14 protein-coding genes are annotated in these 18,917 nt (G+C 47.5%); 8 read left to right on the top strand and 6 right to left on the bottom strand.

What is annotated here, in order from left to right; all coding sequences use genetic code 11:
• Nucleotides 1-11: 11 nt before the first annotated feature.
• From MARGE09_RS14390 to mnmC, 3 genes are read left to right on the top strand one after another with little or no spacing between them, the layout of a single operon-like run.
• Complete coding sequence (locus tag MARGE09_RS14390; protein WP_236983004.1) at nt 12-449, top strand: flavodoxin domain-containing protein; 438 nt, start codon at nt 12-14, stop codon at nt 447-449.
• Nucleotides 446-973: a flavodoxin FldB gene (fldB, locus tag MARGE09_RS14385; protein ID WP_236982996.1), complete on the top strand. Its 528-nt coding sequence runs from the start codon at nt 446-448 to the stop codon at nt 971-973. Before MARGE09_RS14390 ends, fldB begins: the two co-directional genes overlap by 4 nt.
• 34 nt (nt 974-1,007) lie before the next feature.
• A complete protein-coding gene (mnmC, locus tag MARGE09_RS14380; protein ID WP_236982994.1) occupies nt 1,008-3,134 on the top strand; it encodes a bifunctional tRNA (5-methylaminomethyl-2-thiouridine)(34)-methyltransferase MnmC2/FAD-dependent 5-carboxymethylaminomethyl-2-thiouridine(34) oxidoreductase MnmC1 in 2,127 nt (708 codons plus the stop codon).
• Between the two features lie 278 nt (nt 3,135-3,412).
• Here mnmC and MARGE09_RS14375 read toward each other — a convergent pair whose 3' ends face one another.
• From MARGE09_RS14375 to MARGE09_RS14360, 4 genes are all read right to left on the bottom strand, one after another.
• Complete coding sequence (locus MARGE09_RS14375; protein ID WP_236982992.1) at nt 3,413-3,901, bottom strand: EVE domain-containing protein; 489 nt, start codon at nt 3,899-3,901, stop codon at nt 3,413-3,415.
• A gap of 3 nt (nt 3,902-3,904) precedes the next feature.
• Nucleotides 3,905-4,207 carry a hypothetical protein gene (locus tag MARGE09_RS14370; RefSeq protein WP_236982990.1) on the bottom strand — a complete coding sequence of 101 codons (303 nt, stop codon included), beginning with the start codon at nt 4,205-4,207 and terminating at the stop codon, nt 3,905-3,907.
• A gap of 88 nt (nt 4,208-4,295) precedes the next feature.
• The gene (gene ylqF, locus MARGE09_RS14365; protein WP_236982988.1) at nt 4,296-5,081 is read right to left on the bottom strand and encodes a ribosome biogenesis GTPase YlqF; all 786 of its coding nucleotides are present in this window, start codon (nt 5,079-5,081) and stop codon (nt 4,296-4,298) included.
• Nucleotides 5,082-5,227: 146 nt separating this feature from the next.
• Nucleotides 5,228-5,635 carry an FHA domain-containing protein gene (locus tag MARGE09_RS14360; RefSeq protein WP_236982986.1) on the bottom strand — a complete coding sequence of 136 codons (408 nt, stop codon included), beginning with the start codon at nt 5,633-5,635 and terminating at the stop codon, nt 5,228-5,230.
• Between the two features lie 261 nt (nt 5,636-5,896).
• On the opposite strand from MARGE09_RS14360, the gene MARGE09_RS14355 reads away from it, so the two are divergent.
• From MARGE09_RS14355 to MARGE09_RS14335, 5 genes are all read left to right on the top strand, one after another.
• Nucleotides 5,897-7,552, top strand: a complete 1,656-nt coding sequence (locus MARGE09_RS14355) for a serine/threonine protein kinase (protein WP_236982984.1) — start codon at nt 5,897-5,899, stop codon at nt 7,550-7,552.
• Nucleotides 7,553-7,639: 87 nt separating this feature from the next.
• Nucleotides 7,640-10,369, top strand: coding sequence for a TonB-dependent receptor domain-containing protein (locus MARGE09_RS14350; RefSeq protein WP_236982982.1), 2,730 nt, complete (start codon nt 7,640-7,642; stop codon nt 10,367-10,369).
• A gap of 216 nt (nt 10,370-10,585) precedes the next feature.
• Entirely contained in the window at nt 10,586-11,791 is a 1,206-nt protein-coding gene (locus MARGE09_RS14345; RefSeq protein ID WP_236982980.1) for a carbohydrate binding domain-containing protein, read from the top strand.
• 445 nt (nt 11,792-12,236) lie between these two features.
• Nucleotides 12,237-14,126: a 1-deoxy-D-xylulose-5-phosphate synthase gene (gene dxs, locus MARGE09_RS14340; protein WP_236982978.1), complete on the top strand. Its 1,890-nt coding sequence runs from the start codon at nt 12,237-12,239 to the stop codon at nt 14,124-14,126.
• A gap of 255 nt (nt 14,127-14,381) precedes the next feature.
• Nucleotides 14,382-17,474, top strand: a complete 3,093-nt coding sequence (locus tag MARGE09_RS14335) for a phosphorylase b kinase regulatory subunit alpha/beta (protein WP_236982976.1) — start codon at nt 14,382-14,384, stop codon at nt 17,472-17,474.
• Between the two features lie 29 nt (nt 17,475-17,503).
• On the opposite strand, the gene MARGE09_RS14330 is transcribed toward MARGE09_RS14335, so the two are convergent.
• Entirely contained in the window at nt 17,504-18,082 is a 579-nt protein-coding gene (locus tag MARGE09_RS14330) for a DUF1415 domain-containing protein (RefSeq protein ID WP_236982974.1), read from the bottom strand.
• A complete protein-coding gene (locus MARGE09_RS14325) occupies nt 18,070-18,756 on the bottom strand; it encodes a glutathione S-transferase (RefSeq protein WP_236982972.1) in 687 nt (228 codons plus the stop codon). The genes MARGE09_RS14330 and MARGE09_RS14325 overlap by 13 nt, the downstream gene beginning before the upstream one ends.
• Nucleotides 18,757-18,917: the final 161 nt, after the last annotated feature.

Genomic DNA, 18,917 nt, shown 5'->3' with positions numbered 1-18,917 from the left:
CAACTAAAAATATGACTAGCATTCAAATTATTGTCGGCACCGTAATGGGCACAGCACTCGATGTTGCAGAGCACGCCGAGTCCCACTTGCAGAGCCGCTTTAACACATCGATCAATACCGACTTCAACGATGGTGACATCCATAATGCCGATGTTATTTTAATATGCACATCCAATACTGGCGTAGGCGACCTACCCTCTAACATTATTCCTTTCTACACTTTTTTATGCACCAAGTGCCCCGCTATTGCACAAAAGCGCTACGGCCTAATTAACTTGGGTGACAGCAATTATCCAAGCTTTGGCGAAGCCGGTAAAAAACTTGATGACGCAATGCTTGATCTAGGCGCTAAACGCGTTGGCGAACCTTTAATACTCGATGCAAGCCAATCACAAGACTACCGCGCAATTACTGCATCATGGCTTGAGCGGTGGATCACTTTATTATGACTGAGCACAAAAGAAAGATAGGCTTGTTCTACGGCAGCTCCACTTGCTATACGCAAATGTCAGGTGAAAAAATCGCTGAACAATTAGGCGCAGATACTGTTGATATTTACAACATTGCAGACGAGCCGCTCAGTACCGCATTATTTTACCGCTATTTAATATTTGGCATTCCTACATGGGATTATGGCGAGCTACAAGAAGACTGGGAGGATGTATGGGAGGAGCTCGACGAGCTAAACTTAGACGGCATCACAGTCGCGCTCTATGGCCAAGGCGACCAAGAAGGTTACCCTGAATGGTTTTTAGATGCTATGGGGTTTCTGTACCATAAATTAAAGCAGCGCGGCGCGCAGATTGTTGGTTTTTGGCCCGTAACGGGCTACACCTTTGAAGGCTCTAAAGCGCTTACCGAAGACAAACAGCATTTTGTTGGTCTCGCGCTCGATGATGAAACCCAGTTTGAGCTTTCTAGCAAGCGCATTGAGCATTGGTGTAAACAATTAAAAGACGACTTTAATTATTAACCCCCCCAACCGATATCAATACAGCCTGGATACTATGGCCGAATTTGAAAAACCAGAAATAACATGGACGCAATACGGCGTACCAAAGTCCAAACGTTTTAATGACTTTTATTTTAATGAGGATGGCGGCCTTGAAGAATCGCGCTTTGTATTTTTACAGCACAACCAATTACAAAGGCGCTGGAGCAACCTTAAAGAGCAGAGCAGCCCACCACAGGTATTCTCTATTGCAGAAACTGGGTTTGGCACCGGGCTTAACTTTCTTGTCGCTTGGCAGCTTTGGAATAAGGTCGCGCCTAACACGGCAACACTGCACTATATTGCGGTTGAAAAATACCCATTACACTGCCCCCAAATAACACAAGCCCATAATCAATGGGCCGAGCTAGCTCCTCTTGCCAAGCAATTGGTAGCACAATATCCAAATCCAATAGAAAACAAAGTTAACCGATTAAGTTTTAATAATGGGCGAGTTAAATTAACGTTAATTTTCGATAGTGCCGAAAAAGCGCTAGCAGAATTATTGCCATCGTACGCTTGCGCACAACAAGTGCGCCATCATGCATACCATTATGGCAGTACTTTAAAAACTGTCGACGCTTGGTTTTTGGATGGATTTTCGCCGTCGAAAAACCCCGACATGTGGACGCCAGCGCTTTATCAAATAATGGCCGCATTAAGCTCGAACTCAACGTCTATCTCGACATTTACATCCGCAAGCGATGTACGTAGAGGATTACAAGCCGTTGGTTTTAATGTTCAGCGGGCATCAGGCTTTGGGCGAAAACGCGAAATGCTGGCCGGCACCTATGTTTGTTCTCACCCAGTTAGCTCCCGTTTAACACCAAGCACAACAATAGTGCAGGCTCGAGCAACCCGTCAGCGCGCACAAAACAAAAAAACACCTGCAACCTCTTGGCATTTATCAGCATTCAATCATTCACCAAAAGACATACAGCATATTGCAATTATTGGTGCTGGACTGGCTGGCGCGCATTCGGCTTATGCGTTAGCGACACGCGGTTTTAAAGTCACAGTTTTTGAACAAAGCACTATAGCGAGCGGCGCAAGCGGCAATCCTCAGGGTGTGGTTTACACCCGATTTTCGCATCAAAACGACGCCTTAGCGCAATTTAACCGCTACGCGCTACACTACGCCGATCAGCTTTACAGCGAAGGTTTTTACGGCCGCGATGGCGACCGCTGTGGCGTATTACATTTAAACCAAAATGAAAAACAGCAAGCTATTCAACTAAAAATTGCCGAGCATGCCAAGACCAACAGCACGCTAGCTACGTACTTAAATCGCCAACAAACCATTGAGGCCACCCAATTAGAGGGCAACAACGAAGGGCTGTTTACCCAAATAGGTGGCTGGCTGCAACCAGCAAAAGTTTGCCAAAACCTGCTAAAGCACCCCAACATTTCGGTAAAAGAGCACACCTTTGTTAAACGCGTACAGCCACACGACGGCGGCTGGCAGCTTGAGCTAGGCTCCCCAGAAAAAACAGCCAAAGCAGACCTCGTAATAATTGCTAACGCAAATAGCGCAGCTTTATTTGAGCAAACCGCGCAACTGCCCATCAAACCTATTCGAGGGCAAATGACCTACGGTGAAATATCCAATGTCGATTCATTTGCGTTAACAACCTGCCTGTGCGGCGACGGCTATATCGCCCCTCCGATAAAACATACAAACACGAGCGGGACCGTTTGTTTTGGTGCAACCTTTGATTTGAATAGGCAAGACCTAACCATTACCGAAGAAGATAACCATAAGAACCTAGCCCTTGCCGCGCAACTTATCACCCCCAATACATTGCCTTCGCTGCAAAACCTACAAGGCAGGGCCTCATACCGCTGCACCACGCGCGATTACCTACCCATTGTCGGACCTGTCTGCAATCACCAGAAAATGCTGGAGGCTTTCGCGCCCTACCGTGCAAATAAGTACACCACCGTCGATCAGCCAGGGCGCTTTTATAACAACTTATTTATGAATATCGGGCATGGATCAAGGGGGCTGTCGTACACGCCATTGGCGGCAGAAATACTGGCCAGCGTCATTACAGGTGAACCTCTACCAATAGATGAAAAACTGTACCAGCAAATACACCCAGCGCGCTTTGTGATACGCGACTTAATAAGAAATAAAGCTTAGTTGATTAAATGATTGTAACTATTAAACCATAAAAAACATTGCTCCCTCGGAGGGCTGGTTGATTATTTTCTAGGCATTCACGCGCCGGGCCTTACAGGGATTGTAAGGGGGAGAAAGCGCAGGAGCACGCTTTCCAGAGCGCGTACATAGCGCCCGGCCCCAGCAAGGATGCGTGGGGGTAGACTTAGCAGGAGGCACAAAGTCGTAGATGGCTTGAGCGGCCTAGAAAATGATCGATTAGCACTCAATTTCGTAGGTGGCCGAATAGTTACAAATGATTAAAGATGGCCTTGAGTCAGGGCGACCGGTGAGTTCATAGCCATAATATGGCGAAAATGCTCTGCGGATACCGGCTGCACAGACAGCCTTGGTTGGCGGAGCAACAACATGTCCGCCAGCTGAGGCTGCTGCTTTAATAACGCTAGCGGTATAACACGCTCAAAGCGCTGTTCTAGCTTTAAGTCAATACAATACCAACGCGGCCTATCGATTGTACTTTTAGCATCATAATAAGGGCTAGAAAGGTCAAATTGGGCGGGGTCGGCGTACCCACTTCGCGTCACCAAGGCCAAGCCCGCGATACCTATTAACCGGCAACTGCTGTGATAGATAAACACCCTATCGCCTAACTGCACATCATCTCGTAGATAGTTGCGCGCTTTATAGTTGCGCACGCCATCCCATACCGATGGCGCGCTAGAAGAAAGATCATCAATAGAAAATTCATCCGGCTCCGTTTTTAGCAGCCATGTTTGGGAGGATGCCACGGACTAATCTTCCCACACCCAACGCAGCGGTTCACCAAAATCGTCTTTTATTAGCTTGCGCTTAGGGCGGCGAGGTTTAGGTTTGACAGGGTGCTTGCGCTCTTCCAACGCTTTAACCGTATCGGGAACTGGAGTCCGAGACTCCGATGAACGACTGTTGAATCCCTGCGCAAAGATATTCACATTATTCGGATTACCACTTAACCCACGCGGCACAGCATTGACCTCGCCACCACCAGACATATAGCTGGCGATAGCTTGCTCTAGCTCGGCACGAACTTCGGCTTTTGTTTTAAGTGGTTTCATAGCACAACTGTAAAAAGAATATAGTAATTACCTTAGCGCTTAACGCCATGAAAATAAAGGAACGGCGCCACAGGCGCTACTGCTACGGTTAATCTCGCAGATGGTAAGTGACAAATGGCTCTTCAAAACTGATGCGGCCCATCTTACCAGCGCGCAATTCCCGCACAAAAAGCTCGCCAGCACGCAGGAAATCGACGCGACCGCCTTTTGCACAACCTCGCCGCTTAGCCACCTGCTCCATAGCCTCGTAAGCAATATCTGATAGTGATTTTATCGTAAAATACTCGCTTACACGCGCGGGGTAACGTTGCAGCATATAATCCATCGCAAATAGCCCTAAGTCGTCATACTCTAATGCCGTATCACGAATAGCCCCACTCGCTGCTAAGCGATAATTTACCATTTCGTTTTTAGCGCCAGGCCACGTCATACCGGGGGTATCGATCAGCACAAAGTCATCAGTTACGCGAATTTTAGCTTGCGCCTTGGTAATTGCAGGCTCATTACCCACACTGGCCACTTTACGACCAACAAGCGTGTTAATTAACGTAGATTTACCAACATTGGGGATGCCCAGTATTAGCGCCTGTACAGCCGTCGCGCGCCGCGTGCGCTGGGGTAGCATGGCTAATACCCGATCCGGTATTGTCTTCGCAATACTGGTTTTCTCTGTTGTTATCGCCAGCGCATCAACATTCTTTTGTTCTCGCCAAAAAGCCAGCCACTGTTCGGTAATGGCGGCGTCGGCTAAGTCCGATTTACTAAGCACTTTGAGGTAGGGTTTATCTTTACGCAGTGTTTCAATCATGGGGTTGGTGCTGGAGTACGGCAACCTTGCATCCAGAACCTCAATCACCACGTCAACAGAAGGCATGATGTTTCTAACTTGCTTACGGGCCTTCTCCATGTGCCCTGGGTACCAATTGATTAGCATATTTTGCTCGAATAACAGCTTAAGAGGCAGAGGTTTTATTCTCACCCCGTGTAAAACAGTGCTCGCCGTAGTAGACGAAACCAGCGTTAGCTAGCAACACCCACTTTTGTTACCTTAAACATGATTAGATTAGGGTCGTTCAAGTCTATTTTCTCCCCCAACTTAAAGCACCCTTGGCCCGCCAAAGGGAGGAATTTTCGATGAACTACGATGCTATCCGCACGACCAAACTTTACAACAGAGCCGTTAGTACTGGTATCCAACAAACCCAACTGACCATCTTTCATCACAATTGCACAGTGGTTGCGCGAAGCGAGCTCGCTATCAACAACCAACTGGCAAACGGTCTCATCGCGGCCTATTTGAAAGGGTAAATTGCTAGGTAACAATGCGTATTCTTTACCTTGAAAAAACAGCGCCGCCCTAACATCAAACTCTTGATCCGGCTCGTCGATCAATGTGTTCAAGCGTGTAGCAGATATGTTTTCGCTCATCAGCTTTGCCTCATGAGTGCTAAAACGCCAATTTTGACACGCTAGACCTTAAAGCGATAGTCAAAGCACCCATTAGTCGCCCTCAATCGGACGTTAAAAGCCATTCTGCAATAAAACCTTCACATTTCTGACCCAAGAATTTCATATTTCTCGACGACACTGTCGGCCATCAAATATTGGCGCCTAAATCTTTGTATGCATTACAAACGACACGCACCGAATACTGATTTCATTGATTACTGAACTAACGGAGTTACTCCCATGAATTTAAAAACTATATTTGCCCTTAATGCTTTTGCCGCTGCCCTGGCGGGTTGTGGTAGCAACGGAGATGTCAATATCGATGCTAGCAAAGCATCAGATGACAACAGCACCGTCATCAATAACCCAGACGTATCCGACCCCATCGTTGACGCCAACCCTTGTGCATCTTACGCGGTCGACGGAACAACCTTTAAAGGCTCGTTTGATGGAGCGGACTGTGTTTACTTGGCTAAATTTGCCGACCTCGACAAACCCATAACATCAGACATTACTCTTGCCGAAATTCCTGGCGTGCACTTGTTCAAAGGCAGCTTGATGATAGGCAAAAACTACAGCAGCGACGCCGATCTTGCCGCCGCAGGCATTACACAAGGTGGCGACGCAGCAACCCTGACCATTGAACCTGGCGTTACCGTGGCTTTTGAAAGTAAAGACAACTACTTAGTTATCAACCGCGGCGCCCAAATCATGGCAAAAGGCACGGCACTAAACCCCATCACTATCACCGCCAAAAGCGATATTGAGGGTAATGTTGCCTTCGACGATGTGAGCCAATGGGGCGGAATGATCATTAACGGCTTCGGTATTACCAATAAATGTGACTACGGCGATTACGCCATTGATGATGCCGCTATTACGACCTCTAATTGCCACGTAGAAGCCGAAGGTAAAAGCGGTGTCGGTACAACCCACTACGGTGGCGCTAACAATGCAGATAGCTCTGGCGTACTCGAGTATTTCATCGTTAAGCATACTGGTGCAGAAGTTGGCGCGGGTAACGAACTAAACGGCATTTCGTTTGACGCAGTGGGTTCAGGCACAAGCGTTAATTACCTACAAGCCTACTCAACTTATGATGACGGCATCGAGATGTTTGGCGGCGCCGTCAACATTAATCACTATGTAGCACTTTACGTACGCGACGATTCAATCGATATCGACGAAGGCTACCAAGGCACTATTGATCATGCTTTAGTTATTCATAGTCAAGACAACGGCAACCGATGCGTAGAGTCAGATGGCATAGGTTCTTACAGCAGTAAAACCGAAGAATTTAAGCAAAAATTAATTAGCCAAGGTTTGAATTCTCGCGCAACAATTAAAAACCTTACCTGCATTACTTCAGGGGTTGAACAAGGCACACATGACCCCAGCCAAGGCATCCGCGCCCGAGAAGCTCACTTTTTAACGCTTGAGAACGCATTAGTGACTTCAGCATATGCAGCTGACTCAGACCCAGCGGAAAAAGACGCTACGCATAACTTTTGCTTCAATTTAAATAACGCAGAAGATCAAGCTGCAGCGCAAAGCGGAGACCTAAGCGTCAAGGGCTCCATATTCGTATGCCAAGATTTAACCAGTGGCAAATCACTACCTAATGACACGACGGTTGAAGCATGGTTAAGCGCTGACGCAAGCAACCAACTATTCCAAGCGGATACAGAAGATGCCGGCATCGATTTAAACGCTGACAACCTTGCCATTCTTGATGGTTTCTATTCGCTGCCAATAGCTGACATGAAAATAAACGGCAACGTAACAACTGCAACGCCTGTAAATACTGATTACATCGGCGCAGTCACCAAAACGAGTGACTGGACTCAAGATTGGACTTTTGGTTTACACGACGGCGAGCCACTTTGGTTTAACTAATCCCGTACCTTTTAAACGCAAGAATAAAGGGCGCCTCGCTGTGGCGCCCTTTTCATGTCCAAGATTAAAAAGATTATTAGGTGTGTTATGTCAACATATATGGATAAATTCCCACTAAAAAAAACTGGCTTTGCAGTGTCTGCGCTAAGTGTCGCAATTAGCTCAATTTCTTACGCACAAGATGTGCCCCCACCGATTGAAGAAGTTCAGGTGTTTGGACGTTTAAAAAGCGGCGCCGAGTCTTTAGCTGTCGAACGCATGGACCAATCTGTAGCAGTTGATATTATTGGCATCGAACAAATCAGTCGCATCGGCGATTCCGATGTTGCCGCCGCGTTGCGCCGCGTACCCGGCATTACGCTTGTTGACGATAAGTTTGTCTATGTCCGAGGCCTTGGTGAACGATATTCTTCAACACTACTCAATGGCGCAGTGGTCCCCTCACCGGACCTTACCCGCAGCGTAATACCGCTGGATATTTTCCCAACGTCTATTGTTGAATCCTTGTCTGTACAAAAAGTGTATTCTGCTAATATGCCAGCTCATTTTGGCGGCGGCGCTGTGGACATTCGCACTACGGGCGTGCCTGATGATATCGTTTTCAACCTTGAGCTAGGCTTAAAACAAAATTCCATTTCGCGTAGTGATTTTCTTACTTATAACGGCGACGAAAAATGGGGTAGCGATGAATCTCGGGCTTTATCCGGCGGCATCCAGAGTGCCATCGACGACTACCGTGGCGACATTAGCACTAACAACATCCAAAATACGCTACAAAATCAAACACCCGCCCTTTCAGATGAAGCCGCATACGCTGAAGCGCAACGTTTAAACCGTAATATCGCTCTCGATATTAAACGTGACAACACCATCACCGCAAAAGACCCCAGCCAAGACTATTCGTTTGAAGGTGCGTTGGGTAATAACTTTGATGTTGGCAAAGGCATTGAGTTCGGCATAATCGCGAATACGAAACTCGAACGCGAGTCCAGAAATAAAAACATTACTCAACGCAAGCTGGACAACCCCACCGAACACGTAACTTTCACAAAGAAGTCAACCGAAACGACCAATGTGATGGGCAATTTAGCCATGGGGCTCAATTTAAATTTTGACAATAGTATAGAGACAACCCATATATTTTTGCGTAACACAGAAGATTCCGCCGCACTGGTTGATCAGTTCGGCAACGACGGTAATAATCCACTATCAAGTGGCGAGGGGGAGCGCGATAGCGCGATACGTTTTGAAGAGCGCGAAATGCGTATTAACCAAATACGCGGAAGCCATGAATTGGGAACCGACACACTTGATCTACTTGGCTGGGATGCCCTGCGCGCATTAGAAGGCTTAAAGTTTGAGTGGTACATTTCTGATAGCACCTCAACAACAGACCTTCCCAACGAAACCAACATCAACAGCCGCGTTTTTTATAGCCTAGAAAACCAAGAGCCCAAAAGCTCCGTATTTTCAGGAAAAACGGTAGCAGATCATCGCTTTACCCAGCTGGAAGATGAGCTCGACAACGAAGGCTTTAAGCTCTTCTACCCCATTGAAACAGCTTCACTTGCAATAACGTTGTCAACAGGCTTAGACAACTGGCAAAAGAACAGAGAATACAAACAGCTTCAATTTGCCATTGAGCATGATATTGCAATTAACAGCGCATTATTCAACCAAGACACAACACAATTCTATTCCGACAAAAATATTGTTAACAACGATAATGAATTTTCCATCGGCACAGTAGGAAGCAATAACGAAAGCTACATTGCCACAGTTAAAAACAATTCTATTTTTGGTAACATTGATGCAACAATTAGAGACACATGGCGGGTTAATTTGGGGATTCGTCAGGAGGCCTATCAACAAGTCACTTTAGCTTGGGACCCTCTTGCGTACGACCACAGCCCCCTAATTCAAAACCCTAATGCCCCACAAAGCGAAATCGAGCAGTATTTTGTAGATGCCGTCAGAGAAGAAGACGATACTTTCGCTTCGCTTGCGTTTACTTACATCACCAATAACTTCTGGGCTGATGATTTTCAATTGCGCTTAAGTTTTGCACAGACAGCCATTCGACCCGATATGCGTGAGCTATCATCCAGTGCCTATATTGACCCACTAACGGGCTTTTCGGTAACCGGCGACGGCCAACTAAAATCGTCCTACTTAGATCACATCGATTTACGTGCTGAGTGGTTTTTCAGCGGTGGCGACTCACTCACCATCTCGTTATTTTCAAAAGATATTGAAGACCCCATTGAATACTTTCAAACGCCTGCTGCAGGTGGCAACACCGCGCTTGAGGTGGTTAACGCTGAGAGCGCTACAGTAGCGGGGGTTGAACTTGAATTTATGAAAGGTTTGGGCTCATTGCATTCAACGCTGGACCCATTTTTCACTCAAGGCAATATCACACTACTTGATCACGAGCTCATAGCGGGTGAAAACGCCAGCTCTCCCACCAATGAAAAGCGTGGTTTACAAGGAGCTTCAGATTACGCCGTCAACATGATTTTTGGCTTTGACTCACCCAATGGTGAACACTCAGCAACCTTGGCCTACAACGTCTTTGGAGAACGCCTATTTTTTGCCGGCAGACTAGGCGAGCCAGATGCCATGGAGCAACCCTTCAACTCTTTAGACCTTACTTATTCGTACTACCCCATCGACCAGGTCTCAGTTAAAGCTAAAATAAAAAATATTTTAGACGGCGAGAAAAGTATTGAACGTGATACTTCCAGCGGCAGCGTTGAAGTATTCAACATGGAAATTGGCCGTACCTTTAGCATTGACGTGAAATACAGTTTTTAGTCACGCAACCGCACTTTTCACATTTGATATGCGATGTTTAAATGTGAGAAGTGCATCCCTATTCATATTCCGCTCGTATAGATCGCGCTATTTAGCGCTTCAATATTGAGGTTACTGGTTTTTTGACGTTTAATTAGTCCATTACACAATTGCAACGGGCCTGCTTGGCGAAATCCTGCAGCGTGGTAACGCCCCATACTGGTTAATGGAAACTCTATGATTCTTAGCAAGCCTCGGCTTCCACTGCTTTGCTCCGTACTTTTGACGATTGCTCCAGCAACGTTTGCAGACATCTACAAATGCATTCAGCCAGACGGCACACCATTATTCCAAGCCGATTGCCCACCAAATACGGTAAGTTCAACCAAGCTAAGCATTAGCGAAATAAGCGATTTAGGCTTCAATAAAAATGACCAACGCAACCTAGCTATTGGAGATGATCTCCTAAAAAACGGTGACTTCGAAAGCCATGTGGATCACTGGTTGGTCAGAGGGGACGCCGAAACACTCCCTAAAGAAGGCACCGCCGGCACCACGGCATTACGGGCTTACTCTAGAGGGGATGTCGCGAGTAAAACCCGCTTGCGCCAATGCCTACCCGTTACCGGTATAGGCAAGGCCAGCATTAGCGCATTTATTAAACAAGAGGGCTCAGCCGACCTACGCAACGATGAGCTTCGCGTGGTCTCGTTCACCTCTGACGACTGCTCCACTGGTGGCGAGTACAACGCTCAACTCAATCCAACAGCCGCACCTGGCTGGCAAAAGTTATCAAAGACAGACCTCGTACCGGCTTTAGGTGCGAAATCTATTATGGTTGAAATTGTCCACATTAATGAAGGTGGCGAGCCTGCTGAAGCCCTTTGGGATGAAATCGAATTCTCCCTAACCGAGGTAGACAACAACACTACAGCACAACCCGTCTTCAGCCAGTACACGCGCCCCATTGGTGAAAATCACTTATACAACAGCGATTTTGAAAATGGATTAGAAAACTGGCAAACAGGCTGGCCTGCGCAGTGGAATGAATATGGCGGGCAAGAGGTGTCTGGCGGTGCGCATATCACGGCTAACTCTAACTTTGGCAAAAAAATACGCGGCGAAGCCTTAAGCCAATGCGTTAACATCGGGGCAAACAAAAGCTTTAAAGTTGGCGTAAGCTTCAAACAGGATCAACTATCCTCCCAGCAGGGCAACGGATTATTAAGAGTTGCTTGGATGCAAAACATCGACTGCAGCGGCCGCCAGCAACTTGGTGGCAGCTATGAAACAACAACCAGTACCGACTGGCAAACGCTAGGCGGAAGCGTTACTGCGCCAGAAGGCGCCCAAAGTGCGCTTATACGCATGTATCAGACTATTGATGACACCGGAATGTACGGCGCCTTTTGGGATAATGCATTCTTTATCGCAACAGAGTAAACCCCACCCCGTGTTAAAACATCGAAACTAATCAGCCATCGATGAAATTGAGTGCTAATTGATCACTCCCTAGGCCGCTCAAGCCATCTACGACTTTGCGCGCCAAAGCCTAGCCTCGCGAATCCTCGTTGGGGCTAGGCGCTATATTGGGATAGGCTCCATGCACGCTCTCTCGGCACCTGAATGCCTAGAAAACAATCGCGGCTCTACAAGCAATACTACAACTCTAAGCGCTCACCCTGCGTACTGACGGTAGCAATGTTTGATCAAGCCCATACGCTCCCCTTGACACCAAAATCTTAACTATTTGGCTGCATGTTTTGCCTCTACACTAAGCAAGTAGGCGGGTTTTAGTCTTCGTTTGGGCGCAATATCGTAGTGTCGCGCTTTTAATCATTGTGAACTCGCAATACAATGCCGGCTCATTACTGTTTAAGCTGTATACATGTTTGACGAAATTCCCTCCCAACGCCCCGACACGCCACTGCTTGATACCATTCAAGGGGCTGCGGATGTCCGCGCACTCGACGAAAAATTACTGCCACAACTCGCTAAAGAGTTACGCGCATTCCTATTATTTACTGTAGGGCAATCGGGGGGGCACTTTGGTGCTGGGCTAGGTGTCGTGGAGCTAACCATTGCTCTGCATTATGTACTCAACACACCGGACGACCGCGTGGTATGGGATGTTGGCCATCAAACCTACCCCCACAAAATATTAACGGGCCGCCGAGATGCCATGGGGTCTATACGCCAGCACAACGGTTTATCTGGCTTCCCTAAACGCTCCGAAAGCCACTACGACGCCTTTGGCGTTGGCCATTCAAGCACTTCAATTAGTGCAGCTTTAGGTATGGCGCTGGGTGCGCAAATGGCAGGCAGAGAACAAAAAGCGGTTGCAGTTATCGGTGATGGCGCCATGACTGCTGGCATGGCGTTTGAGGCGCTCAACCATGCCGCGCACACCAAAGCTGACCTGCTAGTAGTATTGAACGACAACAATATGTCTATTTCGCCAAATGTTGGCGGACTAGCCACTTACTTTTCTAAAATTTGGGCGTCCAAAGCCTATACCAGCTTTCGCGAAGGCGGGAAAAAAGTCCTTAAGCGACTACCTCAAGCCTCGGAATTAGTGCGCAAAACAGAAGAGCACATGAAAGGCATGGTATCGCCTGGCACCTTATTCGAAGAGCTAGGCTTTTATTATGTCGGCCCGATTGATGGTCACGATCTACCGCGTTTGACCCACGATTTAAAAAACCTGAGTGAGATACCAGGCCCCAAGCTGCTTCACATTATTACCCAAAAAGGCAAAGGCTTTACACCGGCCGAAAAAGACCCCGTAGGCTATCATGCGCTCAACAAAATTGAGCCGAAACCTGAAAAGCCTCAACAAAAACGTTTGAAGTACCAGGATGTGTTCGGGCAATGGTTGTGCGATACCGCTTCGCAAGACCCAAGCCTTGTCGGTATTACACCGGCTATGTGCGAAGGTTCGGGGATGGTTGAGTTCTCGGAACGCTTTACCGACCGATATTTTGACGTCGCCATTGCAGAACAACACGCTGTGACCCTAGCCGCTGGAATGGCCTGCGAAGGGCAAAAACCCGTTGTGGCTATTTATTCAACCTTTTTACAACGCGCCTACGACCAGCTGGTACACGATGTTGCCATTCAGAAGCTTGACGTTACTTTCGCCATTGACCGCGCAGGCCTTGTCGGCGAAGACGGCCCAACGCACGGCGGCAATTTTGATATTTCTTACCTTAACTGTATACCCGAGCTTACAATCGCCACCCCCAGCGATGAAAACGAATGCTACCAACTTCTGAATACCAGCTATGCCTTTAAAGGGCCATCTGCTGTTCGCTACCCGCGCGGCACTGGCCTAGGTGTAGCGATAGATAAAACAGCTGCCGACCTCCCTATTGGGACTAGCCGAGCGATTCTCACGGGCGCTAGTGTATGCATTCTCAATTTCGGTGTGCTACTACCATCTGCGCAAGCTGTAGCGCAAAAGCACGGCTTTAGCGTAATTGACATGCGCTGGGTAAAACCGCTGGATACCAGTGCCATATTAAAAGCGGCACAACAACACAGCTTAATTGTAACCCTAGAAGAAAACACCATCCAAGGTGGCGCAGGCAGCGCCGTTAACCAAGTGCTTATTCAAAACAGCATAACCACCCCAACATTAAACCTTGGCCTGCCCGATAGCTATATCGAACACGCTAAACGCTCAGAGCAGCTCGCCCAAATAGGACTCGACATTGAGGGCATAGAAGCCTCTATTCAGCGGCGCTTGCAAAGCCTTCACGCTACGCCGGCAGCCTAGCGCTACACTAGGCTCACCTAAGATTTATTTGACCGTCCAATTCACTTTGGCGTTTAAATTGCTCTTGTTATAATCAAAGCCCCTATACTAATGGTCGTTATGCACTTTTATTGTCTATGCTAAGAAAATACAACGCCGTTTTAGTCGACCTAAAAACTTGCTAAATGATCGCACAAATTTATGCCGCACGGGCTTATCGCACCCAGAGAAGACCCAGCGGCCACCAATAGTTTCACACAATACGTGCCTTTAATTATGAATAATCGTGAAAAGCTCGACGCTATTTTTGATCAAGTCGAAACCGTTATTATGTGCCGTCAACACCCTGTAACAGGGCTAATGCCTGCCAGCACGGCTGTTACCACCCACGGTGATTACACCGACGCATGGGTACGCGATAACGTTTATTCCATTATGAGTATTTGGGCGCTGGGGCTAGCTTATCGTAGGCAGCACGAAAGTGAGCGCGCAGATCAACTTGAGCAAACCACCATTAAATTGATGCGTGGCTTACTACTATCAATGATGCGGCAAGCCGATAAAGTCGAAAAATTTAAACACACACTGCACCCTCTTGATGCACTGCATGCAAAATACGATACAGCCACCGGGCTTCCGGTTGTTGCTGATGATGCGTGGGGCCACTTACAGATAGATGCCACTTCAATATTTTTATTGATGATGGCGCAAATGACAGGCTCTGGCCTGCGCATTATTCGCACTTTTGGTGAAGTCGATTTTATTCAGAACTTGGTCTATTACATTTCCAGCGCTTATCGCATTCCCGACTTTGGCATTTGGGAGCGCGGCAATAAAATCAATAACGGCAAACCAGAAATTAATGCCAGCTCCGTTGGCATGGCAAAAGCGGCCCTGCAAGCCCTAGATGGCTTTAACCTATTTGGTCCAAACGCCAGCAAGCGCGCCGTTATTCACACCATCCCTGACGCCGTATCACTGGCGCGCAACACGCTTGCCAGCCTGCTCCCAAGGGAGTCCCTGTCAAAAGAAGTCGATAGCGCCCTACTCAGCATTATTGGCTTCCCAGCTTTTGCCGTTGGCAACAAAAAACAAATAGAAACCACACGAAACGAAATTTTAAGCAAGCTAGCTGGTGAATACGGCTGCAAGCGCTTTTTGTGGGACGGCCACCAAACAGCGATTGAAGAAAGCTCTCGTATTTATTACGAACACTCGGAGCTTGCCAGTTTTGAGCATATCGAATCCGAATGGCCGTTGTTCTATACCTACCTTTACATTCAAGCGCTCTTTGAAGACGACAAAACACAGGCCAAAGCCTATCGCCAGAAGCTCGAGTCGCTGATGGTCAATGTTGATGGTTTTGGTTTACTGCCCGAACTATTTTATGTGCCTACCGATAGCGTTGATGCCGAGCGCAAAAATCCACGTAGCCAAAAGCGTGTCGCCAACGAAAACGTGCCATTGGTATGGGCACAAAGCATGTACATCACAGGCTTGCTGCTTGATGAAGGTTACGTCACCAAAGACGACCTAGACCCACTTGTGATGCGCCGCCGCTCGCGCCGCTTTACCAAAAGCCAAATAGCTTTAGTTGTACTGGCTGAAAACGACGAGATCAAACAGCACCTTGCCAAACATGGCGTTATTGCCGAATCGCTCGACGACATCAACCCTGTCAAAGTGATTTCTGCGCCGCACCTGGTGCAGGCATACACTCAAGTAGGCGCCAACGATACCATGGGGCTAACCGGCCGCCCTTCTCGCCGCTTACAAAGCCTAGCCACAAGCCAAACCTATACCATTAACGGTACACACTGTTTGTGCCTGTCATGGCTGCAAAGCGAACAAAATGGTTACCGTAGTTTTGATACCACACTGGCAACGCAAAATATCGAGCGTGAACTCGCCCATATCCACAACCACTGGTTAAGCCAAGAGGTGGCTGTATTTACTTGGATGGTTGATCAACGTTTTTGCGAAACACCCGGCGCCGCTGAGTTTTTTGATGCACTATGGCAGTTACAATTACGCAGCCAACACGAGCATGTGGGCTATGCCTCAGCCAATCTTGCACTACGCGCAGCACGCGACAACCAATTACATTTACCCAACTTATGCCTAACCCCTTTTAAAACACGCTCACGCGATATTAGCGAGTACGCTCCCAAACTTGTTCAAGAACACTTAATTACTGAGGCGGCCCCTTTATTTAGTGCGGATTCTGACTTAGCTCTATTCGATGCCATTAATGCTTTCATGCAGGGTCGGTCGCTAGAAGACAACGTCAACGATAATGATGTCAATTGCGGTGGGCACGCTCGCCTTAAAGACTTAATCAAACATGTATACTTCAACGCTCAAATTAAGAACCAATGGCTAAGCGCTCGTACGTGCTTTTCCATTTTGGGGCACACTCATATTGATCTTGGCGACGCACTAACAATGCTTGCAGCCCGCCACCTATCGATTAGTGTGGGCGATCAACAGAAAAAGCTTATTACCCTTGCGCAAGCTAAACCCAATGCCGAGATTTATAAGGATATTTCCGAAGTCACTGAAAGCGCGCTAGAACACACACTCATCCAAGAGGTTCTCGCCACTATAGGCGGCCTAATGCGTACGCGACCCGACCTGTTTAAAGGCTTAGGGTCAGTTCAACTCCATAATTTGCTGCGTTTGTGTTGTAAGCAAGAAGAAGGCAAGCCTTTATCCTTAGAAGAGCTTGGCGCCCAAGCACCATCCTATATCTTGAATAAAATTGAGACCATCCTTGAGTCACAGCGCCAGCTCTTTTCTCTTGGCGTTACCCAAGCTTATAACAACAAGCGCGCAAGTTATGCAGGCATTGCCAATAGCGATGCCGAAGCAGCGCACGCCATTGATACCGATTGGTTTGAGTGGCGTGTTGAGCGCGGGTTAATTACCAACTTTGACGAAGACTTCTTGCTGGAAATTTGGCAAAGCCTTGCCCAAGCCCGCCACATTGTCTTTGGCGGCAAAGATATGCAGGATTTTACACTCGACTGCGAATTAACCCGCAGCTCCATGACACCCAGCGAAGCAAGCTTTGCCCAACACATAGACCAACTAACGCACCACATTCACCCCGCATACTTTAAAAGCGCAGTGATCGAAGCGCTTTATGGTTTTACACATTACTGCAGCAAAAACCCAGACGTATTTTTTGAGCAACCGGTTGTTATTGCTCAAATTGTCGAAGCCGCGGCCCATAAATTAATTATAGAGCGCAGTATCGACACCGGTGAAACGCGCGATATCGATATTTTACTGCAAGAATCACCCGCAACATTGCAAACTTACGTGGAAAAAGCCATTACAGATATGGCTGAAGCACAACAGCAGTAAGGCTTTTTGCTTTTACATCAAAAACCGCGCTATAGCGGTTTTTGATGTATGTATGGAAATAGTTCGCCAACTTCTGCATCGGTCAGGCCAGTAATGCGCGCTATATTGCGCTCTGGCACTGCGGCTGTATCAGCTCCGCTATCGACTATTTTCGTTAAGCTTTCTTCACGCAATAGATGCAGAATTGGATAAGGCGAGCGATTCGTTAAATTGCCTCTATCATCAGCACTAGATCCGTCGAATTGGTAGTTAGGGTGGAAGCTCGCCACCTGAAAAAGCCCTTCCCAACCGTTTTTTGCCAGCCAATTATCAACGGCCTCTAACATTGAAAGGTAAAAGAAAAAGTCTTCAAACCCTACAGGCAATACAATCAGTGTTGTTTCAAGCTCGCCAGCGGCGCTATTAGCCAGCAATTCAAGCTCACGCGCTAAGCACTCAAACAAACTTTCTTCATCGCTTTCAAAAAAAGTACAAAAGCGAATGCTCCCGGATTTAGCTGGCTGGTGAGCATACGGGCATAAATTCAAGCCTAAAACCACTCGCTCAAACCAAGCTTGGGTCGCCAAAAGCGCCTGCTCTTTTAGTGCTGCCTGATTTACTTCCCCCATGAACACACCTCTGCGTTGTCTTTTTGTGCGCACCAAGGCGAATACTTGAGCATAATTGCCGAAAACAACTCAGAACACTTAAAAGCCGACAACCACTCAAGTACATGTGGCCAATCTCGCTGTTGCTCAAACCAATGGGGTTCAACACCCGAAAATTGCCGCACAAACGGGGCAATAGCGGCATCTAAAAAACCAAAATGCTCGCCAGAAAGGTACGGCTGGTGCTTTAAATGCGACTCCAAAGACATGATGAATACCGATGCTTCGGCCCGCGATTGTTCTTGCGTATAGTCACGATAGCGATCAGCGTATTTGTAGCGATCTAACCAACATTTAAAATGGGTATCATTCACCTCAATAAGAGCATGGTTTAACCTGCTGAGGTTTAGGCTACTTAGGTTCGGCACACTTAAGCTCCCCCCCCCGGACTTGCCACTACAACCCTGACCCTGCTCAAAAGCCCACGCCATAATCTCGAGGCTTTCATCAATCACTCGACCGCAAGGCAACACCATTACCGGCACGGTGCCTTTAGGTGAAGCTTTTAACATATCACTGGGCTTTGCTTTTAAACTCACCTCTCTTAACACAACAGCACAGCCACTCATAGCCAAAGCCAAACGCGCTCGCATCGCATAAGGGCAACGACGAAAAGAATATAAAACAGGCAACACAGAACAATCCTCTTTTGGGCATCGCATTATCGCATAGCCTTCGCTATCACTTAACGAAATATAAACTGCCGCTGCAGTGCGATTAAAAAACGCCTAATTGTGGATAACTTGTGGACGACAGGTACATATGTAGTGCTTAAAACTTTTTTAACCACTACATG

The organism is Marinagarivorans cellulosilyticus, assembly GCF_021655555.1.
GTDB classification, from domain to species: domain Bacteria; phylum Pseudomonadota; class Gammaproteobacteria; order Pseudomonadales; family Cellvibrionaceae; genus Marinagarivorans; species Marinagarivorans cellulosilyticus.
Note: the sequence above shows the minus strand (reverse complement) of the source record. Positions and strands in the feature narration are given on the sequence as shown.

Coding starts and splice junctions, on each gene's coding strand:
- fldB (WP_236982996.1), top strand. CDS start 446: ATGACTGAGCACAAAAGAAAGATAGGCTTGTTCTACGGCAGCTCCACT.
- ylqF (WP_236982988.1), bottom strand. CDS start 5,081: ATGCCTTCTGTTGACGTGGTGATTGAGGTTCTGGATGCAAGGTTGCCG.
- MARGE09_RS14330 (WP_236982974.1), bottom strand. CDS start 18,082: ATGGGGGAAGTAAATCAGGCAGCACTAAAAGAGCAGGCGCTTTTGGCG.
- MARGE09_RS14370 (WP_236982990.1), bottom strand. CDS start 4,207: ATGAAACCACTTAAAACAAAAGCCGAAGTTCGTGCCGAGCTAGAGCAA.
- MARGE09_RS14390 (WP_236983004.1), top strand. CDS start 12: ATGACTAGCATTCAAATTATTGTCGGCACCGTAATGGGCACAGCACTC.
- MARGE09_RS14335 (WP_236982976.1), top strand. CDS start 14,382: ATGAATAATCGTGAAAAGCTCGACGCTATTTTTGATCAAGTCGAAACC.
- dxs (WP_236982978.1), top strand. CDS start 12,237: ATGTTTGACGAAATTCCCTCCCAACGCCCCGACACGCCACTGCTTGAT.
- MARGE09_RS14345 (WP_236982980.1), top strand. CDS start 10,586: ATGATTCTTAGCAAGCCTCGGCTTCCACTGCTTTGCTCCGTACTTTTG.
- MARGE09_RS14355 (WP_236982984.1), top strand. CDS start 5,897: ATGAATTTAAAAACTATATTTGCCCTTAATGCTTTTGCCGCTGCCCTG.
- MARGE09_RS14350 (WP_236982982.1), top strand. CDS start 7,640: ATGTCAACATATATGGATAAATTCCCACTAAAAAAAACTGGCTTTGCA.
- MARGE09_RS14360 (WP_236982986.1), bottom strand. CDS start 5,635: ATGAGCGAAAACATATCTGCTACACGCTTGAACACATTGATCGACGAG.
- mnmC (WP_236982994.1), top strand. CDS start 1,008: ATGGCCGAATTTGAAAAACCAGAAATAACATGGACGCAATACGGCGTA.